General features: G+C 66.0%; 18 protein-coding genes and 1 pseudogene. 9 read left to right on the top strand and 10 right to left on the bottom strand.

Translation table 11 applies throughout. From position 1 onward, the window contains the following. Positions 1–217 precede the first annotated feature (217 nt). Positions 218–643 (top strand): EamA family transporter, encoded by a 426-nt coding sequence (locus EFA46_RS14115; protein ID WP_123078613.1) that lies wholly within the window; start codon positions 218–220, stop codon positions 641–643. Positions 644–673: 30 nt separating this feature from the next. On the opposite strand, the gene EFA46_RS14110 is transcribed toward EFA46_RS14115, so the two are convergent. Together EFA46_RS14110 and EFA46_RS14105 are read right to left on the bottom strand one after the other, a co-directional pair. Then, complete coding sequence (locus EFA46_RS14110; RefSeq protein WP_123078611.1) at positions 674–1,039, bottom strand: Rieske 2Fe-2S domain-containing protein; 366 nt, start codon at positions 1,037–1,039, stop codon at positions 674–676. Positions 1,040–1,042: 3 nt separating this feature from the next. Next, positions 1,043–2,116: an amidohydrolase family protein gene (locus tag EFA46_RS14105; protein ID WP_123078609.1), complete on the bottom strand. Its 1,074-nt coding sequence runs from the start codon at positions 2,114–2,116 to the stop codon at positions 1,043–1,045. Positions 2,117–2,471: 355 nt separating this feature from the next. Here EFA46_RS14105 and EFA46_RS14100 point away from each other — a divergent pair, with 355 nt between their 5' ends. Then, positions 2,472–2,783, top strand: coding sequence for a hypothetical protein (locus tag EFA46_RS14100; protein WP_123078607.1), 312 nt, complete (start codon positions 2,472–2,474; stop codon positions 2,781–2,783). A 172-nt stretch (positions 2,784–2,955) separates the two neighbouring features. On the opposite strand, the gene EFA46_RS14095 is transcribed toward EFA46_RS14100, so the two are convergent. Then, entirely contained in the window at positions 2,956–3,633 is a 678-nt protein-coding gene (locus EFA46_RS14095; protein WP_123078605.1) for a helix-turn-helix domain-containing protein, read from the bottom strand. A gap of 215 nt (positions 3,634–3,848) precedes the next feature. Between EFA46_RS14095 and EFA46_RS14090 the strand changes: the two are divergent. After that, positions 3,849–4,543 (top strand): annotated as a pseudogene (locus tag EFA46_RS14090) (DDE-type integrase/transposase/recombinase). Positions 4,544–4,918: 375 nt separating this feature from the next. Here the strand turns inward: EFA46_RS14090 and EFA46_RS14085 are convergent. Then, positions 4,919–6,385, bottom strand: a complete 1,467-nt coding sequence (locus EFA46_RS14085; protein ID WP_255494153.1) for a CoA-acylating methylmalonate-semialdehyde dehydrogenase — start codon at positions 6,383–6,385, stop codon at positions 4,919–4,921. Between the two features lie 179 nt (positions 6,386–6,564). On the opposite strand from EFA46_RS14085, the gene EFA46_RS14080 reads away from it, so the two are divergent. The 3 genes from EFA46_RS14080 (at position 6,565) to EFA46_RS14070 (ending at position 10,006) form a co-directional block, all read left to right on the top strand. Next, the gene (locus tag EFA46_RS14080; RefSeq protein WP_123078601.1) at positions 6,565–7,887 is read left to right on the top strand and encodes an aspartate aminotransferase family protein; all 1,323 of its coding nucleotides are present in this window, start codon (positions 6,565–6,567) and stop codon (positions 7,885–7,887) included. Between the two features lie 109 nt (positions 7,888–7,996). After that, complete coding sequence (locus EFA46_RS14075) at positions 7,997–8,512, top strand: Lrp/AsnC family transcriptional regulator (RefSeq protein ID WP_123078599.1); 516 nt, start codon at positions 7,997–7,999, stop codon at positions 8,510–8,512. 114 nt (positions 8,513–8,626) lie between these two features. Beyond that, a complete protein-coding gene (locus tag EFA46_RS14070; protein ID WP_123078597.1) occupies positions 8,627–10,006 on the top strand; it encodes a dihydroorotase family protein in 1,380 nt (459 codons plus the stop codon). Between the two features lie 45 nt (positions 10,007–10,051). Here the strand turns inward: EFA46_RS14070 and EFA46_RS14065 are convergent, their stop codons facing one another. Both EFA46_RS14065 and EFA46_RS14060 read right to left on the bottom strand, forming a co-directional pair. After that, a complete protein-coding gene (locus EFA46_RS14065; RefSeq protein ID WP_123078595.1) occupies positions 10,052–11,290 on the bottom strand; it encodes a Zn-dependent hydrolase in 1,239 nt (412 codons plus the stop codon). A gap of 96 nt (positions 11,291–11,386) precedes the next feature. Further along, the gene (locus EFA46_RS14060) at positions 11,387–12,157 is read right to left on the bottom strand and encodes an ABC transporter permease (RefSeq protein ID WP_255494152.1); all 771 of its coding nucleotides are present in this window, start codon (positions 12,155–12,157) and stop codon (positions 11,387–11,389) included. A gap of 188 nt (positions 12,158–12,345) precedes the next feature. On the opposite strand from EFA46_RS14060, the gene EFA46_RS14055 reads away from it, so the two are divergent. Then, entirely contained in the window at positions 12,346–14,097 is a 1,752-nt protein-coding gene (locus EFA46_RS14055) for a TCP-1/cpn60 chaperonin family protein (protein WP_123078591.1), read from the top strand. Positions 14,098–14,208: 111 nt separating this feature from the next. Here EFA46_RS14055 and EFA46_RS14050 read toward each other — a convergent pair whose 3' ends face one another. Together EFA46_RS14050 and EFA46_RS14045 are read right to left on the bottom strand one after the other, a co-directional pair. Next, positions 14,209–15,111, bottom strand: a complete 903-nt coding sequence (locus tag EFA46_RS14050) for an ABC transporter permease (RefSeq protein ID WP_123078589.1) — start codon at positions 15,109–15,111, stop codon at positions 14,209–14,211. A 6-nt stretch (positions 15,112–15,117) separates the two neighbouring features. Then, positions 15,118–16,494 carry a twin-arginine translocation signal domain-containing protein gene (locus EFA46_RS14045; protein WP_123078587.1) on the bottom strand — a complete coding sequence of 459 codons (1,377 nt, stop codon included), beginning with the start codon at positions 16,492–16,494 and terminating at the stop codon, positions 15,118–15,120. Positions 16,495–16,737: 243 nt separating this feature from the next. Here EFA46_RS14045 and EFA46_RS16280 point away from each other — a divergent pair, with 243 nt between their 5' ends. Beyond that, complete coding sequence (locus tag EFA46_RS16280; RefSeq protein ID WP_370529305.1) at positions 16,738–16,875, top strand: SDR family oxidoreductase; 138 nt, start codon at positions 16,738–16,740, stop codon at positions 16,873–16,875. A 24-nt stretch (positions 16,876–16,899) separates the two neighbouring features. Here EFA46_RS16280 and EFA46_RS14030 read toward each other — a convergent pair whose 3' ends face one another. Further along, positions 16,900–18,087 (bottom strand): ABC transporter ATP-binding protein, encoded by a 1,188-nt coding sequence (locus tag EFA46_RS14030; protein ID WP_123078585.1) that lies wholly within the window; start codon positions 18,085–18,087, stop codon positions 16,900–16,902. A 2-nt stretch (positions 18,088–18,089) separates the two neighbouring features. Continuing rightward, positions 18,090–19,211, bottom strand: a complete 1,122-nt coding sequence (locus tag EFA46_RS14025; protein ID WP_123078583.1) for an ABC transporter ATP-binding protein — start codon at positions 19,209–19,211, stop codon at positions 18,090–18,092. Positions 19,212–19,354: 143 nt separating this feature from the next. On the opposite strand from EFA46_RS14025, the gene EFA46_RS14020 reads away from it, so the two are divergent. After that, positions 19,355–20,110 carry an SDR family NAD(P)-dependent oxidoreductase gene (locus tag EFA46_RS14020; RefSeq protein ID WP_123078581.1) on the top strand — a complete coding sequence of 252 codons (756 nt, stop codon included), beginning with the start codon at positions 19,355–19,357 and terminating at the stop codon, positions 20,108–20,110. Positions 20,111–20,148 lie beyond the last annotated feature (38 nt).

Here is a 20,148-nt window from a genome sequence, read left to right as displayed (position 1 = left end):
GGCGTGTGTCGATGCGATAGCGCGTATCCACGCGCCGTTTCGCTCGGCGTCGGCCGAAGACTGAGAGCCATACACACGCCTTCGTCGCCACGAACTTGAATATTGAGGTGCCGCGCGGCGTCGCAGTGGACGGACAGCCGTGTCGATACCGCAATACGAGAACACCTTCGCATGCGAACGCGAACGCTCTTCTCGGGGCCGTGAGAGGGAGGAAATGATGACGCTCTCGAAGGCGAACTCGGCGCTCTTCTACGGGACGATAACGATGGTGGCGTGGGGGCTCTGGATGGTCTTCGGTGACGCCGCGTCGGACGCTATCGACCCGCGGAGCGCGGCTGCTATCTCGTACCTCGTCGCCGCACCGCTCGCCCTCGCGTACGTCGTCGCCTCGGACGCGCCGCTCGCCGTCCCGACGCACGGGGGCGCGCTCGCCGCCGTCTCGGGGCTGTTCGCGGCCGTCGGGTTGGTGGCGATGTACGTCGGGCTGGCGAGCGGGCCGACTGCCGTCGTCTCGACGCTCGGCGCGATGTACTTCGTCGTCGCGGCCGCGCTCGGTGTCGCGGTGTCGGGCGACGACGTGAGCGCGACGACGCTCGCCGGCATCGCGTTCGCCGTCGTCGGCGTCGCCCTCATCGCGCGCTGAAGGAGTGCCAAGCGCGCGGTGTCGACGTCCTCAGAGTGAGACGACGACTTCCTCGTCCTCGACGCGGACCGGATGCGCGGGGAGTCGCGTCCCCTCCTTCGAGAGACAGTCGCCGGACGAGATGTCGTACTCCCAGCCGTGCCACGGGCAGTTGAGGACTTCGCCCTCCTTGCACCACTCGAGGGAGGTTTCGAGGTCGTCCCGGTCGAAGTCGGCTGCGGCCGTCCCGGTGACGCTGCCCTCGCAGGCCGGCCCACCCTGATGCGCGCACCAGTTCGTGTACGCGTGGTACTCACCCTCAATGCGGAAGAGCGCGATTTCGCGGCCCGCGACCTCGATGAGTTTGCGCTCGCCGTCCTCGAGTTCGTCCGCCGTCGCGATTGCGTGCTCACTCATGGCTCAGACGTCGAGTCCGAACGCCTCGACGGGCGTGTCGTGGAGGATCTTCTGGCGCTCCGCGTCGCTGAAGTAGTGTCGGAGGTACTTGTCCAACTCCTCGAGGTGGTCGAAGTCCCAGTGCGGGTAGTCGGTCGCGAACATGAGCATGTCGGCGCCGAGCGTCTCGATCATCCGCCGCATCTCCTCGGGGTCGGTCGGCTCACCGAGCGGCTGTGAGCCGACGTAGAACTGCTCACGCAGGTATTCCTCGGGCGACTGCTCGAGGAGCGGTACTTCGCTGCGGCGCATCCGGTATATTTTGTTCATCCGATGCATCATGTACGGCACCCAGCCGATGCCGGCTTCGAGGAAGACGAAGTCGAGGTCCGGGAACTTCGCGGGGACGCCCTCACCGATGAGGCTCGACATCGTCGCCATCTGCTGCCACGGGTGGCCGAGTGTCTGCACCTCGAAGTAATTGTTGAATCCCTTGTTGTGGTGGGGGAAGTCGAACACGAACTCGTCGCCGTTCCCGTGGAAGACGACCGGGAGGTCGTTGTCCTCGGCGGCGCGATAGATGGGGTCGTTCGAGGGGTCACCGAGCGGCGGGTACTCGCCGCTCGTCCCGAGGTAGACGCCGACGATTTGGTCTTCGGCAGCCATTCGCTCGATTTCGTCGGCGGCCGCTTCGGGCCGTTGCGTCGCGACGGCGGCGAGGCCGAGGAAGTCGTAGTCGTCGAGGAAGACGTCGAGCAGGAGGTCGTTGTACGCCCGCATGAGGCTCACCGCGAAGTCGGGCTGCGAGAACTTCCCGAGCGGCTCGAAGGTGTTGATTATCGGGTAGTCGATGTCGAACTCCGTCTGGAACTCGCGGACGTCTTCCGGGCCGGTGAACGTCGAGAAGTGGTCGTCGATCTTCCCGCCCATGCGCTGGTCCCAGCTGCTCGACGGGAAGACCGGGTGCGGGGAGTCCGTGATGCTCGAACGGTGCGGCTCGTCGAGGTACGGCGCGAGCGCGTCCTCCTCGACCGTGATGTGGACGTCGGTGTCGACGACGGTCGTCTCCGCTAACGCGTGCGGTGCCGATTGTGCCATGTACCCGCACATCAGAAAACAAGGTACATAATATTTTCTCCGTTTTGTTGATTGTTCCGCGATAGAGACCGGGTAGGTCGTGGATGATCGTCGAGTAATTCGGTGTCGGTCTCGTACACGCCGTCGAACAGCAGTAGGCGGGCGAGAGCGCCAACGGCGACAGTGATTCCGTATCGTGGAACGCTCGACGAGCGATCCTTACACCGTTATGTGTGTAACGCGCCCACGGGTCGAGCGACCGATAGCGCGGCGAGCGGCTCGAGCGGCCGCAAGACCCGGCGTCCGAACGGATTCCGCGCTACCGAATCCGGTCGCCGCGCAACTATTAGGTGGTCGGTGTCCGTAGGCGACGGCGATGACGAGTGAGCGACCGGCGTGGTGGCGACGGAACGACGAGATCCGCGCGGAGATGGGACTGCCGGCGTACGAGCCGGCGCGCCTCGCAGATGGAACGTACCTCCACGCGCTCGTCGACGAGCTCGAGGCCGAGCACGACTGCGAGATTCGCGTGGTCAGCGACGACGCGAGCTACCCGAGTCGGTGGACGATACGCGTCGACGGCGAGGACTGCGCGTCCGTCCGGCGGCGCCGCGACGAGAACCGGAACAACGTCTATCGCATCACCGCCGACGCCTTCCGCGCGGCCGTTGCGGACGCGCTCACGTGAGCGGGACGCGTCCTCCGGAGCAGCGCGCGAGCATATATATGGGTTCGATATTCGCGCACGACTTATTTGGTCGTGCGCTCACGTCCTTCGCGTGCCGGGGAACGCGACGACCCCGTCTCGTGGCGCGAGCGCCCGATTCGTTCGAGGCTGTCCACGGGACGCCTCGCGTGTGTCATGGTGGACGCCCCGGCTTCTCCCCGTCGCCGTCCTCGACGAGCGTCGACGCGACGAGCGTCCCGATACCGCGTCGGAGTCGACCGCTAACTGCCGTCGTCGAGCGGCCGAGGATTTCGGCGAGGTCGGCCAGCGTCGCCTCTCGCGGCTCCTCGAAGTAGCCGCACTCGTAGGCGGTGACGAGTGCCTCGTGCTGCGCGTCGGTCAGTCCGCTCGGCTCGCGGTCCGTCCAGCCCTCCTGGCGGAACACGCGCCGTAGCTCGAAGGTGATGTCCTCGGCCTCGCAGTACTCCCAGAGCTCCGAAAGCACCTCGCGGTCCGGGAACTGGAGACGGACCGCCCATCCCTGCTCGGTGCTCCACGCCTCGAGCATCAGGCCGCCGAGTCGCGCGACCATCGGTGAGAGGAGTATCGTCCCGTCCGCGTGGGCGATGCGGTAGACGACGGTGTCAGCATCCGCCGAGACGCGCGTCCAATCGCGGACGGTGTGGTCGGCTCGAAGCGCGTCCTCGAAGCGCTCGCCGTCCGTCCCCGTCACGAGGAAGAAGAAGAGCCCGGTTTCCGGGTCGGTGCCGGACTGCGAGACGACGCGAATCTCGTCCGCGACGCCGGCACGTATCGTCGGCGTCAGCGCGAGGTCGCTGTGCGCGACGGCGGCGACGGCGATGAGGCTCATCGTTCACCCCGCCGCCGCCCGCGACGCTCGTGCGCGCTCATCCGTCGCGCTCGCCGTGCGCGACGCCGTGACAGTGCCGTGGCCGGTCTCGCGTTCGCCGTCTCGAATCGCATCCGAACGGACGAACGCGCGGCGACCCCTTTACGGTTGTGTCGGCCGGCGTGGTCGTGTTTAGTTAAGGCTGAAAAGTGAGGCGGGATCGATTTCTGCTGTCTATGGCTGAAATCGCCCGCCTCAGCAGTCGTAGTGACTGGATCGACTTGGGGTTTGTGGAGCGAGAGCGGACACCGAGCGGGCTGATGGAGCTCTGTATTCGACTTCAGCTGTCGAGATCCCCCACTTTCGAATACTATCTTATAAATTGAGAGATTCGGCGTCGAACGCTCACGGAAAACGGTTCACGGCTGGGTGCAGAAAGCCGATCTACAGCCAGCTAGCGGCGCAAGTCCGGATCACATCGCATTTGACGAGACGGTGATCCGAATCACCGGACAGCAGTTCTGGCTGTACGCTGCCGTCGGTCCAGACGCAAACGAATTCCTGCACCTGCGGCTGTTTATGGCGACTACGACGGCATTGACACAGCAATTTCTGCGGGAGTTTCGTGAGAAACACGACGTCTCCGACGTCATCAGAACGCTCTGCGGTCTGATTGGCGAACGAGACGCGATGTGTCTCGTTAACGCCGTGTTTCTCGTCGATCACGCCCAGCACCTAGTGGCTGCACTCCATCGAGCAGCACTCCAATTTCAAACCGTTCGTCATGGAAATCGGAACGCTATCGAAGATATAATTCGAGAAATAGAATGTCTTACCTCCTCGTTCAGCAATAGTTTCAGCCACGTTGATCCCCGAGACTGCAGAAACGTGGTTGCAAGCCTTCGCTGTCTGGTGGAACTCGCTTAACTAAACACGATGGCCGGCGTCAACGCACACGGGATGAACCGCATGTCGGTATACCGGGTCGTGTCTGCGGGACGAGACGCGACCGTCGGTCGAGCAGTTTACAAACATATATGCGTCAGTCGTGGGTTAGGAGGTCGAGGGAGATAATATGAATATATATGCGCTGTTCTGGATACTCATCGAATTTTATCCGTGGTATTGGAGTTAAAGTAGAAGAATATCCAGTCGAGTGCCGACCCGGACAGACGGGTTCCGCTGTGCGTCCGCACCGGGTGGAATCGGACTCCTCGCTGGCGTCGCGAGCGGTGGAAGAGCGCGCAGTCGGCGTGCGGACGCGTCCGGCGGGCGAGCGCTCAGCGAGTCGCCGGTACCGGTCGGCTCACGCGTCGGGCCACCGCTCGATGTAGATGGTCTCGTCCGTGTAGAAGCGAACGACGTCCTCGGACTGGGCGTGGAGGTCACCGAAGAAGGAGTCCTTCTGCCCCCCGAAGTGGAAGAACGCCATCGGCGCCGCGGTCCCCGCGTTCACCGCGAGGTTACCGGCCTCCGCGCGGTGGCGGAACTTCTGCGCGTCCGCCCCGCATCCCGTGAACAGGCTCGCCGCGTTCCCGAACGCCGACTCGTTCAGCATGTCGATGGCGTCGTCGACGCTCTCGGCGGCTGTGAGGCCGAGGACGGGCCCGAACACCTCCTCGCGTGCAATCGTCATCTCGGTCGTGACGTCGCGGAAGACGCAGGGGCCGAGGAAGTTCCCGTCCTCGTAGCCCGCGACCTCGACGTCGCGGCCGTCGACGACGAGTTCCGCGCCCTCCTCGATACCGGTCTCGACGTAGTCGCGAACGCGCTGCTCGTGCTCGGGCGTGATGAGTGCACCGATGGTCGTCTCCTCGTCGAGCCCGTATCCGACGACCTGCGAGTTGGCTTCGGCGACCACGAGGTCCACGAATTCCTCGTAGACGGACTCCTCAACGATGACGACGTCGTTCGCGAGACAGCGCTCCCCGCCGCAGGCGAAGGAGGAGGAGACGGCTTTCGCGGCGGCGAACTCGAGGTCGGCGCTCTCCGTGACGACGACGTGGTTCTTCGCGCCGCCCTGGGCCTGGACGCGCTTACCGTGGGCAGCGGCCTTCTCGTAAATCGTCTCTGCAACGGGCGTGCTCCCGACGAAGGAGACGCCCTCGATGCCGTCGTGCTCGAGAAGCGCGTTCACCGTCTCCACCCCGCCGTTCACGAGCTGGACGACGCCGTCCGGGAAGCCCGCCTCCTCGATGAGCTCGAAGAGCAGCATCGCGGTAATGGGGTCGCGCTCGCTCGGCTTGAGGACGAACGAGTTCCCGGACGCGACGGCGTACGGGAGGAACCAGAGTGGGATCATCCCGGGGAAGTTGAACGGGGTGATGGCCGCGAACACGCCGAGCGGCTGACGGACCGCCGTCTCGTCGATGCCCGGCGCCGCGTTCTCCACGTGACCGGCCTGCATCAACCGTGGCATCCCGCACGCGACTTCCACGTTCTCGATGCCGCGACGGATTTCGCCCTTCGCCTCCGCGAGCGTCTTGCCGTGCTCCTCGACGAGGGCTGCAGCGATGTCGTCTTGGTGCTCCTCGAGCAGCGACTTGAACCGGAAGAGCGGCTGAATCCGCTCCTCGATGGGTGTCTCCCGCCACATCTCGAAGGCGGCTCGGCCCGCTTCCACCGCCTCGTCAACGTCGCTCGGAGTGCTGAATCCGACGCTGGTGAGCGCGTCGCCAGTGGCGGGGTTCACGACGTCGTGGCTGTCGCCCGACGCCGGTTCCCACACCCCGTCGACGTAGTTCCGCACCGTCTCGTAGTCCGTGTCCGGCATAACTCTGTGTCCCAACCCCACCATCATAAGCGTTCCGGACATTCATTTGACTGCGTTCGATGTTGTAGGAGGAAAGAAGAACTACATCCGCATTCTTAGTCTGAATTAGAACAGAATATCTGAATAGGTGCAAATAGGGGAAAATTTAATCACCGTGTGCTCGGTAGAGGTGGGCATCGATGTCTCACGAACGGACGCTCAACGACGTAGAACGGCTCGACAAGGAGCACGTCTTCGGGACGTGGTCGTATCAGAGTACGGTGCGTCCGCGACAGATAACGGACAGCGACGGCGTGCGCTTCACGGACGCGGCGGGGAACGAGTTCATCGACTTCTCCGGGCAGTTGATGTGCTCGAACCTCGGGCACTCGGCGGACGGCGTCGCGGACGCCATCGCCGAGCAGGCCACCGAGGGCGCGTACTTCGCGCCCGGGTTCACGACGGAGGCGCGCGCGAAGCTCGGCGCGAAACTCGCGGACGTCACGCCGGGCGACCTCTCGAAGACGTTCTTCTCCACGAGCGGCACCGAGGCCGTCGAAGCCGCCATCAAGATCGCGAAGTTCTACACGGGCAAGGACAAGGTGGTCTCGCGCTACCGCTCCTACCACGGCGCGACCTACGGCTCGATCAGCGTCACCGGCGACCCGCGACGCCTCGCCGCCGAACCCGGCATCCCGGGCGCGATCAAGGCCCCGGACCCGTACGCGTACGGCTCGACGCTCGACCCGATGCAGAGCCTCGACTACATCGAGGAGATGCTGATGCTCGAAGGCGACACCGTCGCGGCCGTCCTCGTTGAACCGATCGTCGGCTCGAACGGCATTCTCGTTCCGCCTGCGGAGTACCTCCCGCGCCTGAAGGACATCGCCCACGAGCACGGCGCGCTCCTCATCTGCGACGAGGTCATGTCCGGCTTCGGCCGAACCGGCGAGTGGTTCGGCTGCGACGTCTTCGACGTCACGCCCGACATCATGACGATGGCGAAGGGGCTCACGGGCGCCTACCAGCCGCTGGGCGCGACCATCGTCACCGACGAGATCGCCGATTACTTCGAGGACAACATGTTGACGCACGGCCACACGTACGCCGGGCATCCCGTGGCGTGCGCCGCCGGGCTCGCCGCCGTCGAAACCTACGAGCAGGAGGGACTCGTCAAGAACGCGAGCGAGATGGGCGACTACCTCGGCGAGCGGATCGACGACCTTGCGGCGGCGCACCCAAGCGTCGGCGACACGCGCGGCGTCGGCCTCTTCCGCGGCATCGAGCTCACGCGCGACGCCGACGAGCGCGTGCCGTTCGGCGAGCGCGAGGACAAGCTCTCGAAGGGGTCGAACGTCGTCGACGAGGTGGCGGACGCCGCCTTCGCGGAGGGGACGTACGTCGCGAACATGATTAACACGCTCATCGTCGCGCCGCCGCTGACCATCACCGAGGCCGAAATCGACGAGGCCACCGACGCCCTCGACAGCGCGCTCGACGTCTCCGACGCTGCGATGGACTGAGCGTCCCGCCCGGCCCCCGACCGCGTCCGTTCATCGTACGTGCCGTTCTCTTCGCACGACGTTCATTCCGACATCGTAGATATAAGTAGCTGAAGCGTGAGATGAAACTATGTCCGGAAACCCGACGGCAGAGGTCGAGTTCGACGAGACGGACCTCGAACTCCTCGAGTACATCGAGAGCGACTTCGACGTGAGCCTCGAGACGCTCGCCGAGCAGCTGGACCTCTCGAAGTCCGCCGTACACTACCGACTGAACAAACTGAAGGAGAGCGGCGTCGTGACCGGCATCACCGCCGACCTCGACTCGCTCGCGTTCGGCCTCGACATGGTCGCGCTCACCGAGGTGTCGGTCGTCCACGAGCGCGGGTACTCCGAGGAGTTCGCGGAAGAACTCGGCGCGGTCGACGGCGTCGAGCAGGTCTACTACACGATGGGCGACGTCGATTTCGTCCTCGTCGTTCGCGTGCAGGACCGCGACCAGATGAACGGCGTCATCGACGACATCATCGCCATCGAGGGCGTCGAGCAGACGTCCTCGCGCTTCGTGATGGACGAACACCGGCCCGACGAGGGCGTCGTCTCGAACCTCCCCGACGCCGCCACGGACGTCCTCCTCGACAACTGACTTCGGACAACCCTCCATTCGTCAGTATATACCTCGAATTCGCCCCTGTAACACGCCCCAATATCGTATCTTGGCACCGAATTTTTTATTTACTCTCCCCGCATCACCATGTATGTGACAATAGACACCATCGTGCGCGGTGGGACAGTCGTGACGGCCGACGGAACCTACGACGCGGACGTCGCTATCGACGGCGAGACGATACACGCGGTCGGGGAGGCAGACGCCTTCCCCGACGCCGAGGAGGTGGTGGACGCGAGCGGCAAGCTCGTGATGCCGGGCGTCGTCGACCCGCACGTCCACGTCCACGACCCGTTCTCGGCGGACACCTACGAGTCCGCGTCGCGCGCCGCCGCGCTCGGCGGAACGACAACGATGATCGGTTTCGCCTTCCAGCGGTGGGGGGGCGATATGGGCGTCATCGACGGTGACGACACGCTCCTGGAAGCCATCGCCGCCGCGAGAGAGCGCGGGGAGGACGCGCTCATCGACTTCTCGCTCCATGGCGCCATCACCGAAGAGGACCCCGCCGTCCTCGACGCGCTCGCGGACGTCGTCGCGGACGGCGTCACCTCCATCAAGATGTTCAGCACCTACGACCACGGGCTCTCGAACGGCTTCATGCATCGCGCCCTCGAGGAGCTGGCGGACCTCGACGCCGTCGCGGCGCTCCACACGGAGGACGACTCCGTCTGCACGATGCTCACCGAGCGCTTCGAAGCGGAGGGTCGCGGCGACCCGACGGACTACCCGCAGTCGCGCCCCGATTACGCCGAAGCGATGGCCGCCGAGGACGCCGTCCGGATGGCACAGGAAGCCGGCGCGAAGTACTACGGCGTCCACACGTCCTGTCGGAAGTCCGCGGAGGTGCTCGACGCGTTCCGCGACGACGGGAGTCTGGTCCGCACCGAGACCTGCACGCACTACACGACGCTCGACGACTCCGTCTACGCCGACATCGGGAATCAGGCGATGATCGCACCGCCCATCCGCAAGCCGGACGACATCGAGGCGATGTTCGAGCACCTCGCGGACGGCTCCATCGACATCGTCTCCACGGACCACTGCGGCTACACGAGCGAGAGCAAGAACGTCGAGAACTGGTGGGACAGCACCTTCGGCGCGAACGCCCTCCAGACGAGCCTCCCGGTCTTCCACGACGAGGCCGTCAACGAGCGCGGCTTCTCCTACCCCTTCCTCGTGCGCGCGATGTGCACGCGGCCTGCAGAGACGTTCGGGATGCCCGAGAAGGGGACGCTCGACCCCGGCACGGACGCCGACGTCGTCGTCTTCGACCCCGACGCGACCGACACCATCACGGCGGCGGACAACGAGTCGATCGCCGACTTCACCATCTACGAGGGCCGCGATGTCACCGGCCGCGTCGAGCGGACGTACGTCCGTGGCGAACTCGTCGCTGCCGACGGCGACGTCGTCGGCGACGCCGGCCACGGCGAGTTCATCGAGCGCGAGATACCGGACTGGTCGCCGTAAGGCTCCGGGCGCTCGCTCGAGCCGACGCGCGCTCACCTCGGTTCGTCAGTCCGCGCGCCCGGCGAGCGTGAGCGCCGCCCGTGCGTACGTGTTCGCCGCAGCGTAGCAGTCGTCCCAGCTCGTGTACTCCTCCTCGGTGTGGCTCTTGCCGTCCTCGCTCACCGCGAACACCATCGCGGTGTCGCAGACGTGATTCGCATACGTCGCGTCGTGGCCGGCACCGCTGAACACCTCCATCGCGTCGTAGCCGAGTTCGTCGGCGGCGTCCGCGACGGCGTCCGTGCAGCGCTCCGCGAAGTGGACGGGGTCGACATCCATGCGCTCCTCCCACTCGTAGTCGACGCCCTCGCGCTCGGCGGCGGCCTCGATTTCGTGGAGGGCGCGCTCCTTCGCCTCGTCGATGACCTCGCGCGTCGGATCCCGGAATCCCCACGTGAACGTCACCTCGCCCGGGACGATGTTGATGGAGTTGGGCTCGGCGTCAACGTAGCCGACCGTGCCGACCGTCCGGTCGCCGAGCGTACTCGGGATGCGCCGCACCTGCGTGATGACGTCGGCGGCGGCGACGAGCGCGTCCGAACGATACTGCATCGGCGTCGAGCCCGAGTGGTCGGCTTCGCCGTAATAAGTGGTCGCGCCCCATGTGAAGCCGACGACGCCGGTGACGACGCCGACGTCCTTCCCGTTCTCCTCGAGGAACGGTCCCTGCTCGATGTGGAGTTCGAGGTAAGCGTCGTAGTCGTACTGGGGCTCGGCCGGAACGTCGCCCTTGTAGCCGATGCGTTCGAGTTCCTCCTCGAGCGTCACGCCGTCCTCGTCGGTCTTCGCGTACTCCTCCTCAATGTCGAGCGCGCCCGCCCAGACGCCGCTCCCCTGCATCGCCGGCTGGAAGCGCGACCCTTCCTCGTTCGTCCAGTTCACGATCTCGACGGGACGCTCAGTCGTGACGTCCCGTGCCTCGAGTTCGCGGACGAATTCGATGGCAGCGACGACGCCGAGCGCGCCGTCGTAGATGCCGCCGTACGGCTGGGAGTCGAGGTGTGAGCCGACGAGGAGCGGGTCGGCGTCCGGGTCGGCGCCCTCGCGGCGCGCGAACATGTTTCCGAACACGTCGACGCGGACGTCGAGTCCGAGGTCAGTGAGTTGCTCGTCGAACCAGTCGCGAATCGCCTTGTCGTCGTCAGAGAGCGCGAGCCGATGGAGACCGCCGTTCTCGGTGGCGCCGATTTCGGCTTGCTCGACCATCGTCTCCACTAACCGCTCCCTATCAAGGGTGAATCCCATGCGACTATTACGTCGATAACTGTCCATATGAATGTTTTTGTCGTTCTATGGAACAAATATCGGGGTGGTCGGTGTGTAAAGGGAAACGAGTGGCTATCAGCGCTTCGAGCCGTAGACGACGAGCGCGCCCGCGCCAGCGAGGAGGAGGACGGAGACGATAGTGGTGAGGCTGCCGAGCGCAAACAGTTCGGGCGTCGCGCGCCGCGAGGACGCGATGGAGAAGATGCGAATCGGCATCGTCATGTCCTGGCCGATGAGCAGGAGACCGCGCGTCGCCTCGTTGTAGGAGAGGGTGAAGGCGAAGACGGCGGCACCGAGGACAGTCGGGGCGATCTGCGGGAGCGTCACCTCACGGAAGCGAGTGATGCGTCCGGCACCCATCATCTTCGCCGCGCGCTCGTTCTGCGCGAGATGCGGCGGGAAGCCGGCGAGCAGGACGATAACGGCGAACGGAACGGTCCAGACGACGTGGACGGGGACGGCGAGCCAGAGCTGCTTCGAGAGGTCGAGCGTCTGGTTGAACAGGAGGGTGGCCCCGACGCCGTACGTGATTCCGGGCGTGATGATGCCGACGAGCAGGAGGTAGAGGAGCGTCTTCTGCCCCCAGAAGTCACGGCGATACGCCAGCGCTGTTGCGGTGCCGATGACGGTCGTGATGACGGTCACGACGAGCGCGAGTTGGAGCGAGCGGACGATGGCCGACACCATCTCCGAACTGCTCAGTAACTCCGCGTACCACCGCGTCGTGAGGTCCAAGAACGGGAACGTCAGCCCGCCCGAGTTGAAGGAGAACGCGATGACGGAGAGGAGCGGGAGGAAGACGTACAGCCCGACGAGGAACGCGTACACCTTCAGCGCCGTCCCCACGTGTATCCGTTGTACCCAGCGTGCGAGTCCCGTGGTACTATGTTCGTATGAGTTGGACGTCTGTTTACTCGTAGCCATCTGAATGGTGTTACATAGCCACCCACAATAAGGTTAGTGGTGCATTTCGCGTACTTTTGGCGGGCTCTCAGGGGTAGGCTTTTACCCATGGGTGGGGTGTGTTCGTATAGATGTCCACGCCGATAGACCCCACCGTCGACCCGGCGGGCGCGGGCGAGAGAGAGCAGGCGCAACCGTCGTTCCCACACGCGAACACCGTCGCCGTCGCGGCAATCGCTGACGCCCTCGAGAGCACGTACGGGCCGGCGTCGCGCGACAAACTCGTCGTCAACGCCCTCAAATCGCGTCAGGATCCGAGACCGGGTGATGTCGCCGTCGACGACTACACCGCGACCAGCGACGGTGCGACGATACTCGAAGCGCTCCCCCTCGAGCACCCCGTCGCGCCCGTCGTCCGCCGACTGGTGGGTGCCGAGCGCCCCGGTGACACCGACGTCGAGGGCGAGGACGTCACCGACGGCGTCACGTCGAGCGTCCTCCTCGCCGCCGCGCTCCTTCGCGAGGCCACCGACCTCGTGGACGACGGCGTCCACCCCACCGACATCGTCCGGGGCTACCACGTCGCGAACGGCGTCGCGTGCGATGCGCTCCGCGAGGTGTCCCGCTCGCTCGCCGACTTCGACGACCCGGCCGCCGCGGCCGTCGCGGTCGCCTGGACGGCGATGACCGGAAACGACATCGGCGGCCTCGCCGACGAGTGGGCCGAGGTCGCGCGCGACGCCGCCGACCAGGTCGGCTACCCGGGCGCGAAGACGCTCCCCGTTCGCACGATACGCGACGGGACCATCGAGGACTCTCGACTCGTCCGGGGCGCCGTCCTCGACCGGAGCGCGCGCGTCCTCGACGCGATGCCCGAGCGCGTCGAGGACGCGTCCATACTCGTCCTCGGTGGCCACGACCGCGGTGGCCTCCGCACCCCCGACCTCCCCGACGACTACACCGCGCACGTCGACGCGGAGCACGGCGCCGACGATCTCGATGCGGTCTTCGACGAGTGGCGCGCGGACGTCTGGGAGACCATCACGGACGCCGGCGTCGACGTCGTCGTCGCCGAGTTAGGTATCGACGACGGTTTCCTCGAGCTCCTCGCCGAGAACGATGTCGTCGGCATCCGCGCGGTCAACCGGCTCAAGCTCGCGCACGTCGCACGCGCGACCGGCGCGACGGTCGTCAAGGACCTCCACGACATCACCGCCGCCGACCTCGGTCACGCCGGCGTCGTCGAGGAGCGCCGCATCGAACGCGAGGAGTCGCGCGCGAGTACGCGGCGGATGACCGTCTTCGAGGAGTGCGAGGACCCCGACGCCGTCTGCGCGCTCGTCGAGGGCGTGCCGGACGGTCTCGGCGAACGCGCGGCGACGGCGATTCGGCAGGCGACGGCGGCCGTCGCGGCGGCACGTGGCGAACACGGCTCCGTGCCCGGCGTCGTCCCGGGGGGCGGCGGCGCAGAAGTACACGCCGCGGCCGCCGTCCGCGACGCCGCGCGCGCCGAGGGCTCGCGCGCCGCGCTCGCGATGACCGCGTTCGCTGACGCGCTCGAGCGCCTCCCCGCGTCCCTCGTGCGCAACGCGGGCGCCGACCCGATAGAGGCCGTCGCGGACCTCCGCGTCGCGAACCGCGAGGACGCGTGGCAGGGCGTCGTGCTCCCCGGCGGCGACGTCGGTGACGCGGCGGCCGCCGGCGTCCTCGACCCGCTCGCGCGGTGCCTCGACAGCTACCGGAGCGCGACGGAAGTGGCCGCGCTCGTCCTCCGCGTCGACGACGCCATCGACGCCGAGTTCAGCGAGGACGCGCCCGACCCCGGCGACGCCATCTACGACGACGCCGCCGAGCGGCACGCGGACTACCTAAAGGACGACTGACGCAAGTGGGTCGGCGCCCACGACGCTCTTTCTACGGGTGCCGACTGCGCGCTCGGCGGACGCGTCCCGACACGTCGCGGCGTCGAAGAGAGGGAGAGTGGCGCGGAGCGTTTAGCTCTGCGCGATTTCGCTGATGTCCACCCGGCGGAGCAGGAGGAAGACGACGGCGAAGATGACGACGAGGAGCGCGATGGAGAGCGCCGAGGCCGCCGGGTAGTTCAGGCCGTTGTTGACGGTGAGGTAGATGAGCGTCGTGATGGTGGCTTCACCGCCGCTGAGGAACTGCGGGACAGTGAAGTTGCCGATGGAGAGGACGAAGACGAAGATGGAGCCGATGGCGACGCCGGGGAGGCTCAGCGGCCACGTGACGTGCCGGAACGTCGCGAGGTGGTCGCCGCGAAGCGTCTCGGAGGCGTCGAGGAGGCCTGCGTCGACCTGCGACAGCGAGATGTAGATGGGGGCCGCCATGAACACGACGTAGTTCTGGAGGTAGCCGAGTATCTGCGAGACCGGCGAGTACAGCAGCCACGAGAGCGGCTGGTCGATGACGCCCACCATGATGAGCAGTTGGTTGACGACGCCGGTCTTCCCGAGGATGGGGAGCCAGCCGATGGTGCGGATGACCCCCGACGTCCAGAAGGGGATGACGAAGAACAACAGCAGGAGCGTCCCGCCGACCGTCGTCGTGTAGAAGCGGAGGAAGTAGGCCAGCGGGTAGCCGACCACGAGGCAGAGTGCGGTGACGACGAGGCCGATAACGAGCGTCCGCGCGAACACCGCGAGCGTGGTCTGTGTGAAGACGGTCGTCGACCACGCGTGCAGCGTGAGCTCGTGGACGACGTTGAACGTGCTGTACGTGAGGACGCTGTAGTAGAGGATTATCGCGAGCGGGACGGCGAGGAACGCGACGAACCACAGCGTCGCCGGGCCGGTCAGGAGGTGCATCTCCCCGAGGCGCCACTGCTCGGGGAGCCACTGGCGGCCGCCGTCCGGGTCGCGGTGTTCTGTTGCCATCGGCTCTCAGGCGCTCTTGAACTCCTGCCAGCGCTCGAGCATGTGGGTGGCGTTGTCCGGCCAGATCTGGAAGAAGCCGATGCGGTTGATGCGTTCCTCGATGGGGCCGCTGTCGCGGACGCAGCCGTCGTCGGCGGGTTCGCCCTCCTCCATCGACCACTCGTAGGACTGCGGGTCGAAGAGCGCGGGGTTCTCGACGGAGTCGTAGGTCGCGGCGCCCTCGTACGCCCAGTCGTAGTACTCGGGCCCCATGCCCTCGCCCGTGTCGTCGGAGCCGTCGCGAACGAGGTCTGTGTTCGTGTAGTGGGGGACGGAGTAGCCCCAGTTCTGGATGTATCCGGGGAACCACGCGCTCCAGTGGACGTCGTTGATGAGCGACTGCACCTCGGCCATGTTGTTGCGGTCCTGCGCGCCCGGCTTGAGCGGCGCGATGCCCGCGTACCAGTAGCGGTAGCCCTGGATGCCCTCGCTCATCGTCGCGTACTCGCAGGGCGTCCCGGAGCGGCGGACGTCGAGACACGCCGGCTGCCAGATGTCGCCGATGACGGCTTCCTCGCTCGACATGAGGTTGACGGACGTCCCGTACGCCGTCCACGTCGAGCGGAACTGCCCGCTCGACTTCTGGTCGACGAGGAAGTCGACCGTGGTGTCGATTTGCTGCTCGGTCGGGTTGTTCAGCGACCCGACATCGCCCTCGACCATGTCGTTGTCGAGGAGGTACATGAGGGTCTCGGGGATCGTCGTCGCGGACGCGCCGTTGATGGCGACCTGCCCCTCGTACTGGTCGTCGAAGAGCGCACCCCACTTCGAGACATCGTCGACGTACTTGGGGTTCGACCCCATCGCGTCGAAGTTGCAGATAGTCGGGGGGAACCGGAGTTCGGTCTGCTCCTCGTCCTCCCACATGAGGTCGTTGTACGTCTCGGTCTGCTCGCCGAGGAAGGAGAGCGTCTCCCCGGGGTCCGTGAAGAGGTCCGCCATCTTCTCCGAGCTCCACTTCGGGAGGTCCGCAGTGGGGATGGCGTAGCTCGCGTCGTTGTCGGACGTGATGGCGCCCGCGTTGGCGCTGTCCGTCGTGAACGCGTCGAGCGTGCTCCGGCCGCCGCTGAGAACGCGCTGCTGGGTGGTCGAGTTCGTCGCGGTCGTTATCTCGAGGTCGATACCCGTCACGTCGTTGTACTTGGTGGTGATCTCGCTGCGCCCGGCCCACGCCGGCGCTATCCACTGGACGGGACGGGACCCCGAATCGCCCCCGCCGCCGGTCGTCGTGGTGCCGTCCGTGGTCGTGTCGCCGCCACCGTCGTCACCACCACCGGTACAGCCCGCGAGTCCTGCGGCGGCAGCCGTGCCGCCGGCGTATTTCACGAAGTTGCGTCTCTTCATACCAGATGCCATGTGTTACACTACCAACCGTGGTTCAGAAGGGCTTAAATCTTTCTAAAAATTTCGTTCTGCGCCGGAATGGAGTACGTTCGTCTACCGTCCACCGAATTATGGTCCATTTATGCCCACTTACTCGTCGATTTGAACAGCCTTCGTCGATGCGTGTTTCTCGGTCACGGACGAGTCGTCGCTATGGACTGACTCGCGTGCCGCGTCGCCCTCGTCACCGGTGCGAGTAGTGGTATCGGGAACGCGATTGCCGCCGCGTTCGGACGCGAAGGCGCGGACGTCGCGGACGCCACCGACTTCCTCGCCAGCGACGAGAGCAACTTCGTCACCGGGCACGTGCTCCGCGTCGACAGCGGCTGGACCGCACAGTAGCCGAACCGGAGCGGGGACGCCGGGTTACTCGCCGAGGATGTCCTCGCTCAGGTCGATGCCGTCGACCACGCTCGTCCGCTCCAGCAGGATCGTGTCGGTGGGCGTCCACGAGACCGTCGTCTCCCCGGAGACGTCGACACCGCTATCACGGGTCTTCGCCTGCACCTCCTTGCGGTCGCCGTCGCGCCCCGTCGCCTCGAGGATGACCTGCGACCCCGATCCCGGATTGTGCAGGACGTCCGTCACGGTGCACGCGAGCGTGTTCGTCCCCGCGTCGCCGAGCGTGACCGACTGGGGGCGGACCGCGAACGGTATCTCCTCTCCCTGCAGGTCGGCCGGCGAGGAGTAGAGGTTCGACGTCCCCGCGAGGAACTCCCCGAACGGCGTCTCGAGCGTCACGCGTTCGCCGCCGTCGTGGACGTCCGTTATCGTGCCGTAGAAGGTGTTCGAGTCGCCGACGAACGTCGAGACGAACGCCGTCGCGGGCGAGTTGTACACCTCGTCGACGCTCCCGGACTGCTCGATGTGACCGTCGTTCATCACGACGATCTGGTCGGCGAGCCGCATCGCTTGCACCTGGTCGTGCGTGACGTAGACGAACGTAATGTCGAGTTCGTGGTGGATGCGCAGGAGTTCGCGCTCCATCTGCTTCTGGAGCTTGTAGTCCATGTCGCCGAGCGGTTCGTCGAGCAGGAGGAGGCTCGGCTCGAGCACGAGACTGCGCGAGAGCGCGACGCGCTGTTTCTGCCCGGCGGAGAGCTCGGTCGGGTGGCGCTCCGCGAGGTCGGTGAGGTTCATCAACTCGAGGGTGTCCGCGACGCGCTCCTCGCGCTCCGCGTCCGGAACGCCGGTTCGTTCGAGACCATACGCGACGTTCTCGGCGACGGTCAGGTGCGGGAAGAGCTGGAAGTCCTGGAAGACGAGTCCGATGTCGCGCTCGTACGTCGGGGCGTCGGTGATGTCGCGGCCGTCCAGCGTGATGTCGCCGTCGGTCACGTCGATGGTGCCGACGAGCGAGTGCAGCGTCGTCGACTTCCCGCAGCCCGACGGGCCGATGATGACGCAGAAGTCTCCCGGTTGGACGTCGAAACTGATCGCGTCGACGGCGAGCGTGCCGTCGGGGTAGATTTTGGTCAGCTCCGAGACGTCGAGAACGGCGTCCTGTGCTCCGTCCGTGATCGCGTCGTCCGGCGTTGTGTTCGGCTTCGACATGGTCAGACCTCCAGTAGTTCGTCTATCGTCTCCGTCCCGGCCACGCTCAGGTCCTCGAAGAACTGCGCGTCGCTCGCGTCCCACGCGACCGTGACGTCGTCGCCCTCGGCGACAGCGGTGCGTCCGGGTTCGACGACCTGTACCGTCCGGTCGACACCCGACACCGCGACGCTGAGTTCGGTCTCCTCGCCCGTGTACGTCGTGCCGACGACGGTGCCGTCGTAGGCGTTCTCGCGGTCGGGGTCGTCGACGGTGACGGCTTCCGGGCGAAGGAGTGCGAGCGACTCGTCGCCGACGGCGACGTCGCCGACGGCGGTGGCGCGCATCCGCCCGACGGCCGCGTCGAGCACGAGCGTCTCGCCGTCGACGTCCGCGACGGTGGCGACGAAGGGGTTCGAGTCACCGACGAACCGGCCGACGAACGCCGTCCGCGGGTTCGAGTACACCTCGCGCGGGGTGCCGACCTGCTCGATGCGCCCGCGATTCATCACGACGAGCGTGTCCGCGAGCGTCAGCGCCTGCTGTTGGTTGTGGGTGACGTAGACGAACGTGCTCCCGAGGCGGTCGTGGAGCCTGCGTATCTCCAGTTCCATGCGCTTCTGGAGCTTGTAGTCGAGGTCCGCGAGCGGGTCGTCGAGGAGCATGATGTCGCACTCGCGGACGAACTGGCGCGCGACCTCGACGCGCTGTTGTTGGCCGCCGGAGAGGGTGCCCGGCAGGTCGTCCTTCGTCTCCTCGATGGAGAGCAGCTCAAGCATCTCGTCGATTCGCTCCTCAAGTTCATCGTCGCCGTACTCAGTGTCTTGCTGTTCGAGGCCAAACGCGACGTTCTCCCGGACGGTCTTGTGCGGGAAGAGCGTCTCCTCGAACTCCTGGAAGACGAAGCCGATGTCGCGCTCCTCGACGGGGACCTCCTCTGCGGGTCGCGTGCGGAGGTAGACGTCGCCGTCGTCGAACGACTCCAGTCCGGCGATACACTTCAGGAGCGTGCTCTTGCCACAGCCGCTCGGCCCGACAACGACGCAGAACTCGCCCTCGTCGACCGTGAGGTCGATTCCGTGCAGGACCCGCTCGCGTGAGAAGCGCTTCGAGAGGGACGCTACTCGAATCGTTTCCGTACTCATCAGTTGCGACTGAGACAGGCGTGAAGATAACACTTTTGGTGCAGTTCGTATATTAGGTTTACATACACCCGTATATTGTGGTTTATTCGAAACATGCAGCCCCCGATAGTATTTTTTGTCCCTCGTTTACGAGTCTGGGAGTGATGTTTCGATTGGACGACGCCCTGGCGCTCGTGACGGGCGCGAGCAGCGGTATCGGTGCGGGAATCGCACGCGCACTCGCCGAGGCCGGCGCGACCGTCGTGGTGAACCACCGGCCGACGGCGGACGACGGAGAACGGGCCGACGACGTCGTCGCGGCCATCGAGGCGGCCGGTGGCGACGCGGTCGCCCTCGCGGGCGACGTGAGCGACGAGGCGAGCGTCCGGGCGATGGTCGCGGACGTCGAGGCGGCGCACGGGACGCCGGACGTCCTCGTGAACAACGCCGGCACCCTCACGCAGGCCCCGCTCGCGGAGATGCCGGTGGAGATGTGGGACGAGACGATGGCGGTCGACCTCCGCGGCGTCTTCTTGACGACGCGCTTCGTCCTCCCGGGGATGCTCGAGCGCGGGTCGGGGACCATCGTGAACGTCGCCTCGCAGTTGGGCATCAAGGGCGGCGCCGAGCTCGTCCACTACTCGGCGGCGAAGGCCGGCGTCATCGGGATGACACGTGCGCTGGCACGAGAGGTGTCGCCGGCGGTGACGGTGAACGCCATCGCGCCCGGACCCGTCGAGACCCCGCTTCTCGATGACATCAGCGACTCGTGGCAGGCGGAGAAGGCCGCCGAGCTCCCGATGCAACGCTTCGGACGCGTCGCGGACGTCGCGCCGACGGCGGTGTTCCTCGCATCGGACGCGGGCGACTACTACACGGGGCAGACGCTGAGTCCCGACGGCGGGGATGCGATGCATTAGATCCGATCAAATCAAAAGACGTCCGTCCATTATTTATT

Source organism: Halarchaeum sp. CBA1220 (genome assembly GCF_003721175.2).
GTDB classification, from domain to species: domain Archaea; phylum Halobacteriota; class Halobacteria; order Halobacteriales; family Halobacteriaceae; genus Halarchaeum; species Halarchaeum grantii.
The sequence above is the reverse complement of the archived record's forward strand: the minus strand, read 5'-3'. Positions and strand labels throughout refer to the sequence as shown.

Excerpts from the sequence above, each read along its gene's own strand:
- EFA46_RS14115 (WP_123078613.1), top strand. The coding sequence starts at position 218 with ATGACGCTCTCGAAGGCGAACTCGGCGCTCTTCTACGGGACGATAACG.
- EFA46_RS14110 (WP_123078611.1), bottom strand. The coding sequence starts at position 1,039 with ATGAGTGAGCACGCAATCGCGACGGCGGACGAACTCGAGGACGGCGAG.
- EFA46_RS14105 (WP_123078609.1), bottom strand. The coding sequence starts at position 2,116 with ATGGCACAATCGGCACCGCACGCGTTAGCGGAGACGACCGTCGTCGAC.
- EFA46_RS14100 (WP_123078607.1), top strand. The coding sequence starts at position 2,472 with ATGACGAGTGAGCGACCGGCGTGGTGGCGACGGAACGACGAGATCCGC.
- EFA46_RS14095 (WP_123078605.1), bottom strand. The coding sequence starts at position 3,633 with ATGAGCCTCATCGCCGTCGCCGCCGTCGCGCACAGCGACCTCGCGCTG.
- EFA46_RS14085 (WP_255494153.1), bottom strand. The coding sequence starts at position 6,385 with ATGCCGGACACGGACTACGAGACGGTGCGGAACTACGTCGACGGGGTG.
- EFA46_RS14080 (WP_123078601.1), top strand. The coding sequence starts at position 6,565 with ATGTCTCACGAACGGACGCTCAACGACGTAGAACGGCTCGACAAGGAG.
- EFA46_RS14075 (WP_123078599.1), top strand. The coding sequence starts at position 7,997 with ATGTCCGGAAACCCGACGGCAGAGGTCGAGTTCGACGAGACGGACCTC.
- EFA46_RS14065 (WP_123078595.1), bottom strand. The coding sequence starts at position 11,290 with ATGGGATTCACCCTTGATAGGGAGCGGTTAGTGGAGACGATGGTCGAG.
- EFA46_RS14055 (WP_123078591.1), top strand. The coding sequence starts at position 12,346 with ATGTCCACGCCGATAGACCCCACCGTCGACCCGGCGGGCGCGGGCGAG.
- EFA46_RS14050 (WP_123078589.1), bottom strand. The coding sequence starts at position 15,111 with ATGGCAACAGAACACCGCGACCCGGACGGCGGCCGCCAGTGGCTCCCC.
- EFA46_RS14045 (WP_123078587.1), bottom strand. The coding sequence starts at position 16,494 with ATGAAGAGACGCAACTTCGTGAAATACGCCGGCGGCACGGCTGCCGCC.
- EFA46_RS14030 (WP_123078585.1), bottom strand. The coding sequence starts at position 18,087 with ATGTCGAAGCCGAACACAACGCCGGACGACGCGATCACGGACGGAGCA.
- EFA46_RS14025 (WP_123078583.1), bottom strand. The coding sequence starts at position 19,211 with ATGAGTACGGAAACGATTCGAGTAGCGTCCCTCTCGAAGCGCTTCTCA.
- EFA46_RS14020 (WP_123078581.1), top strand. The coding sequence starts at position 19,355 with ATGTTTCGATTGGACGACGCCCTGGCGCTCGTGACGGGCGCGAGCAGC.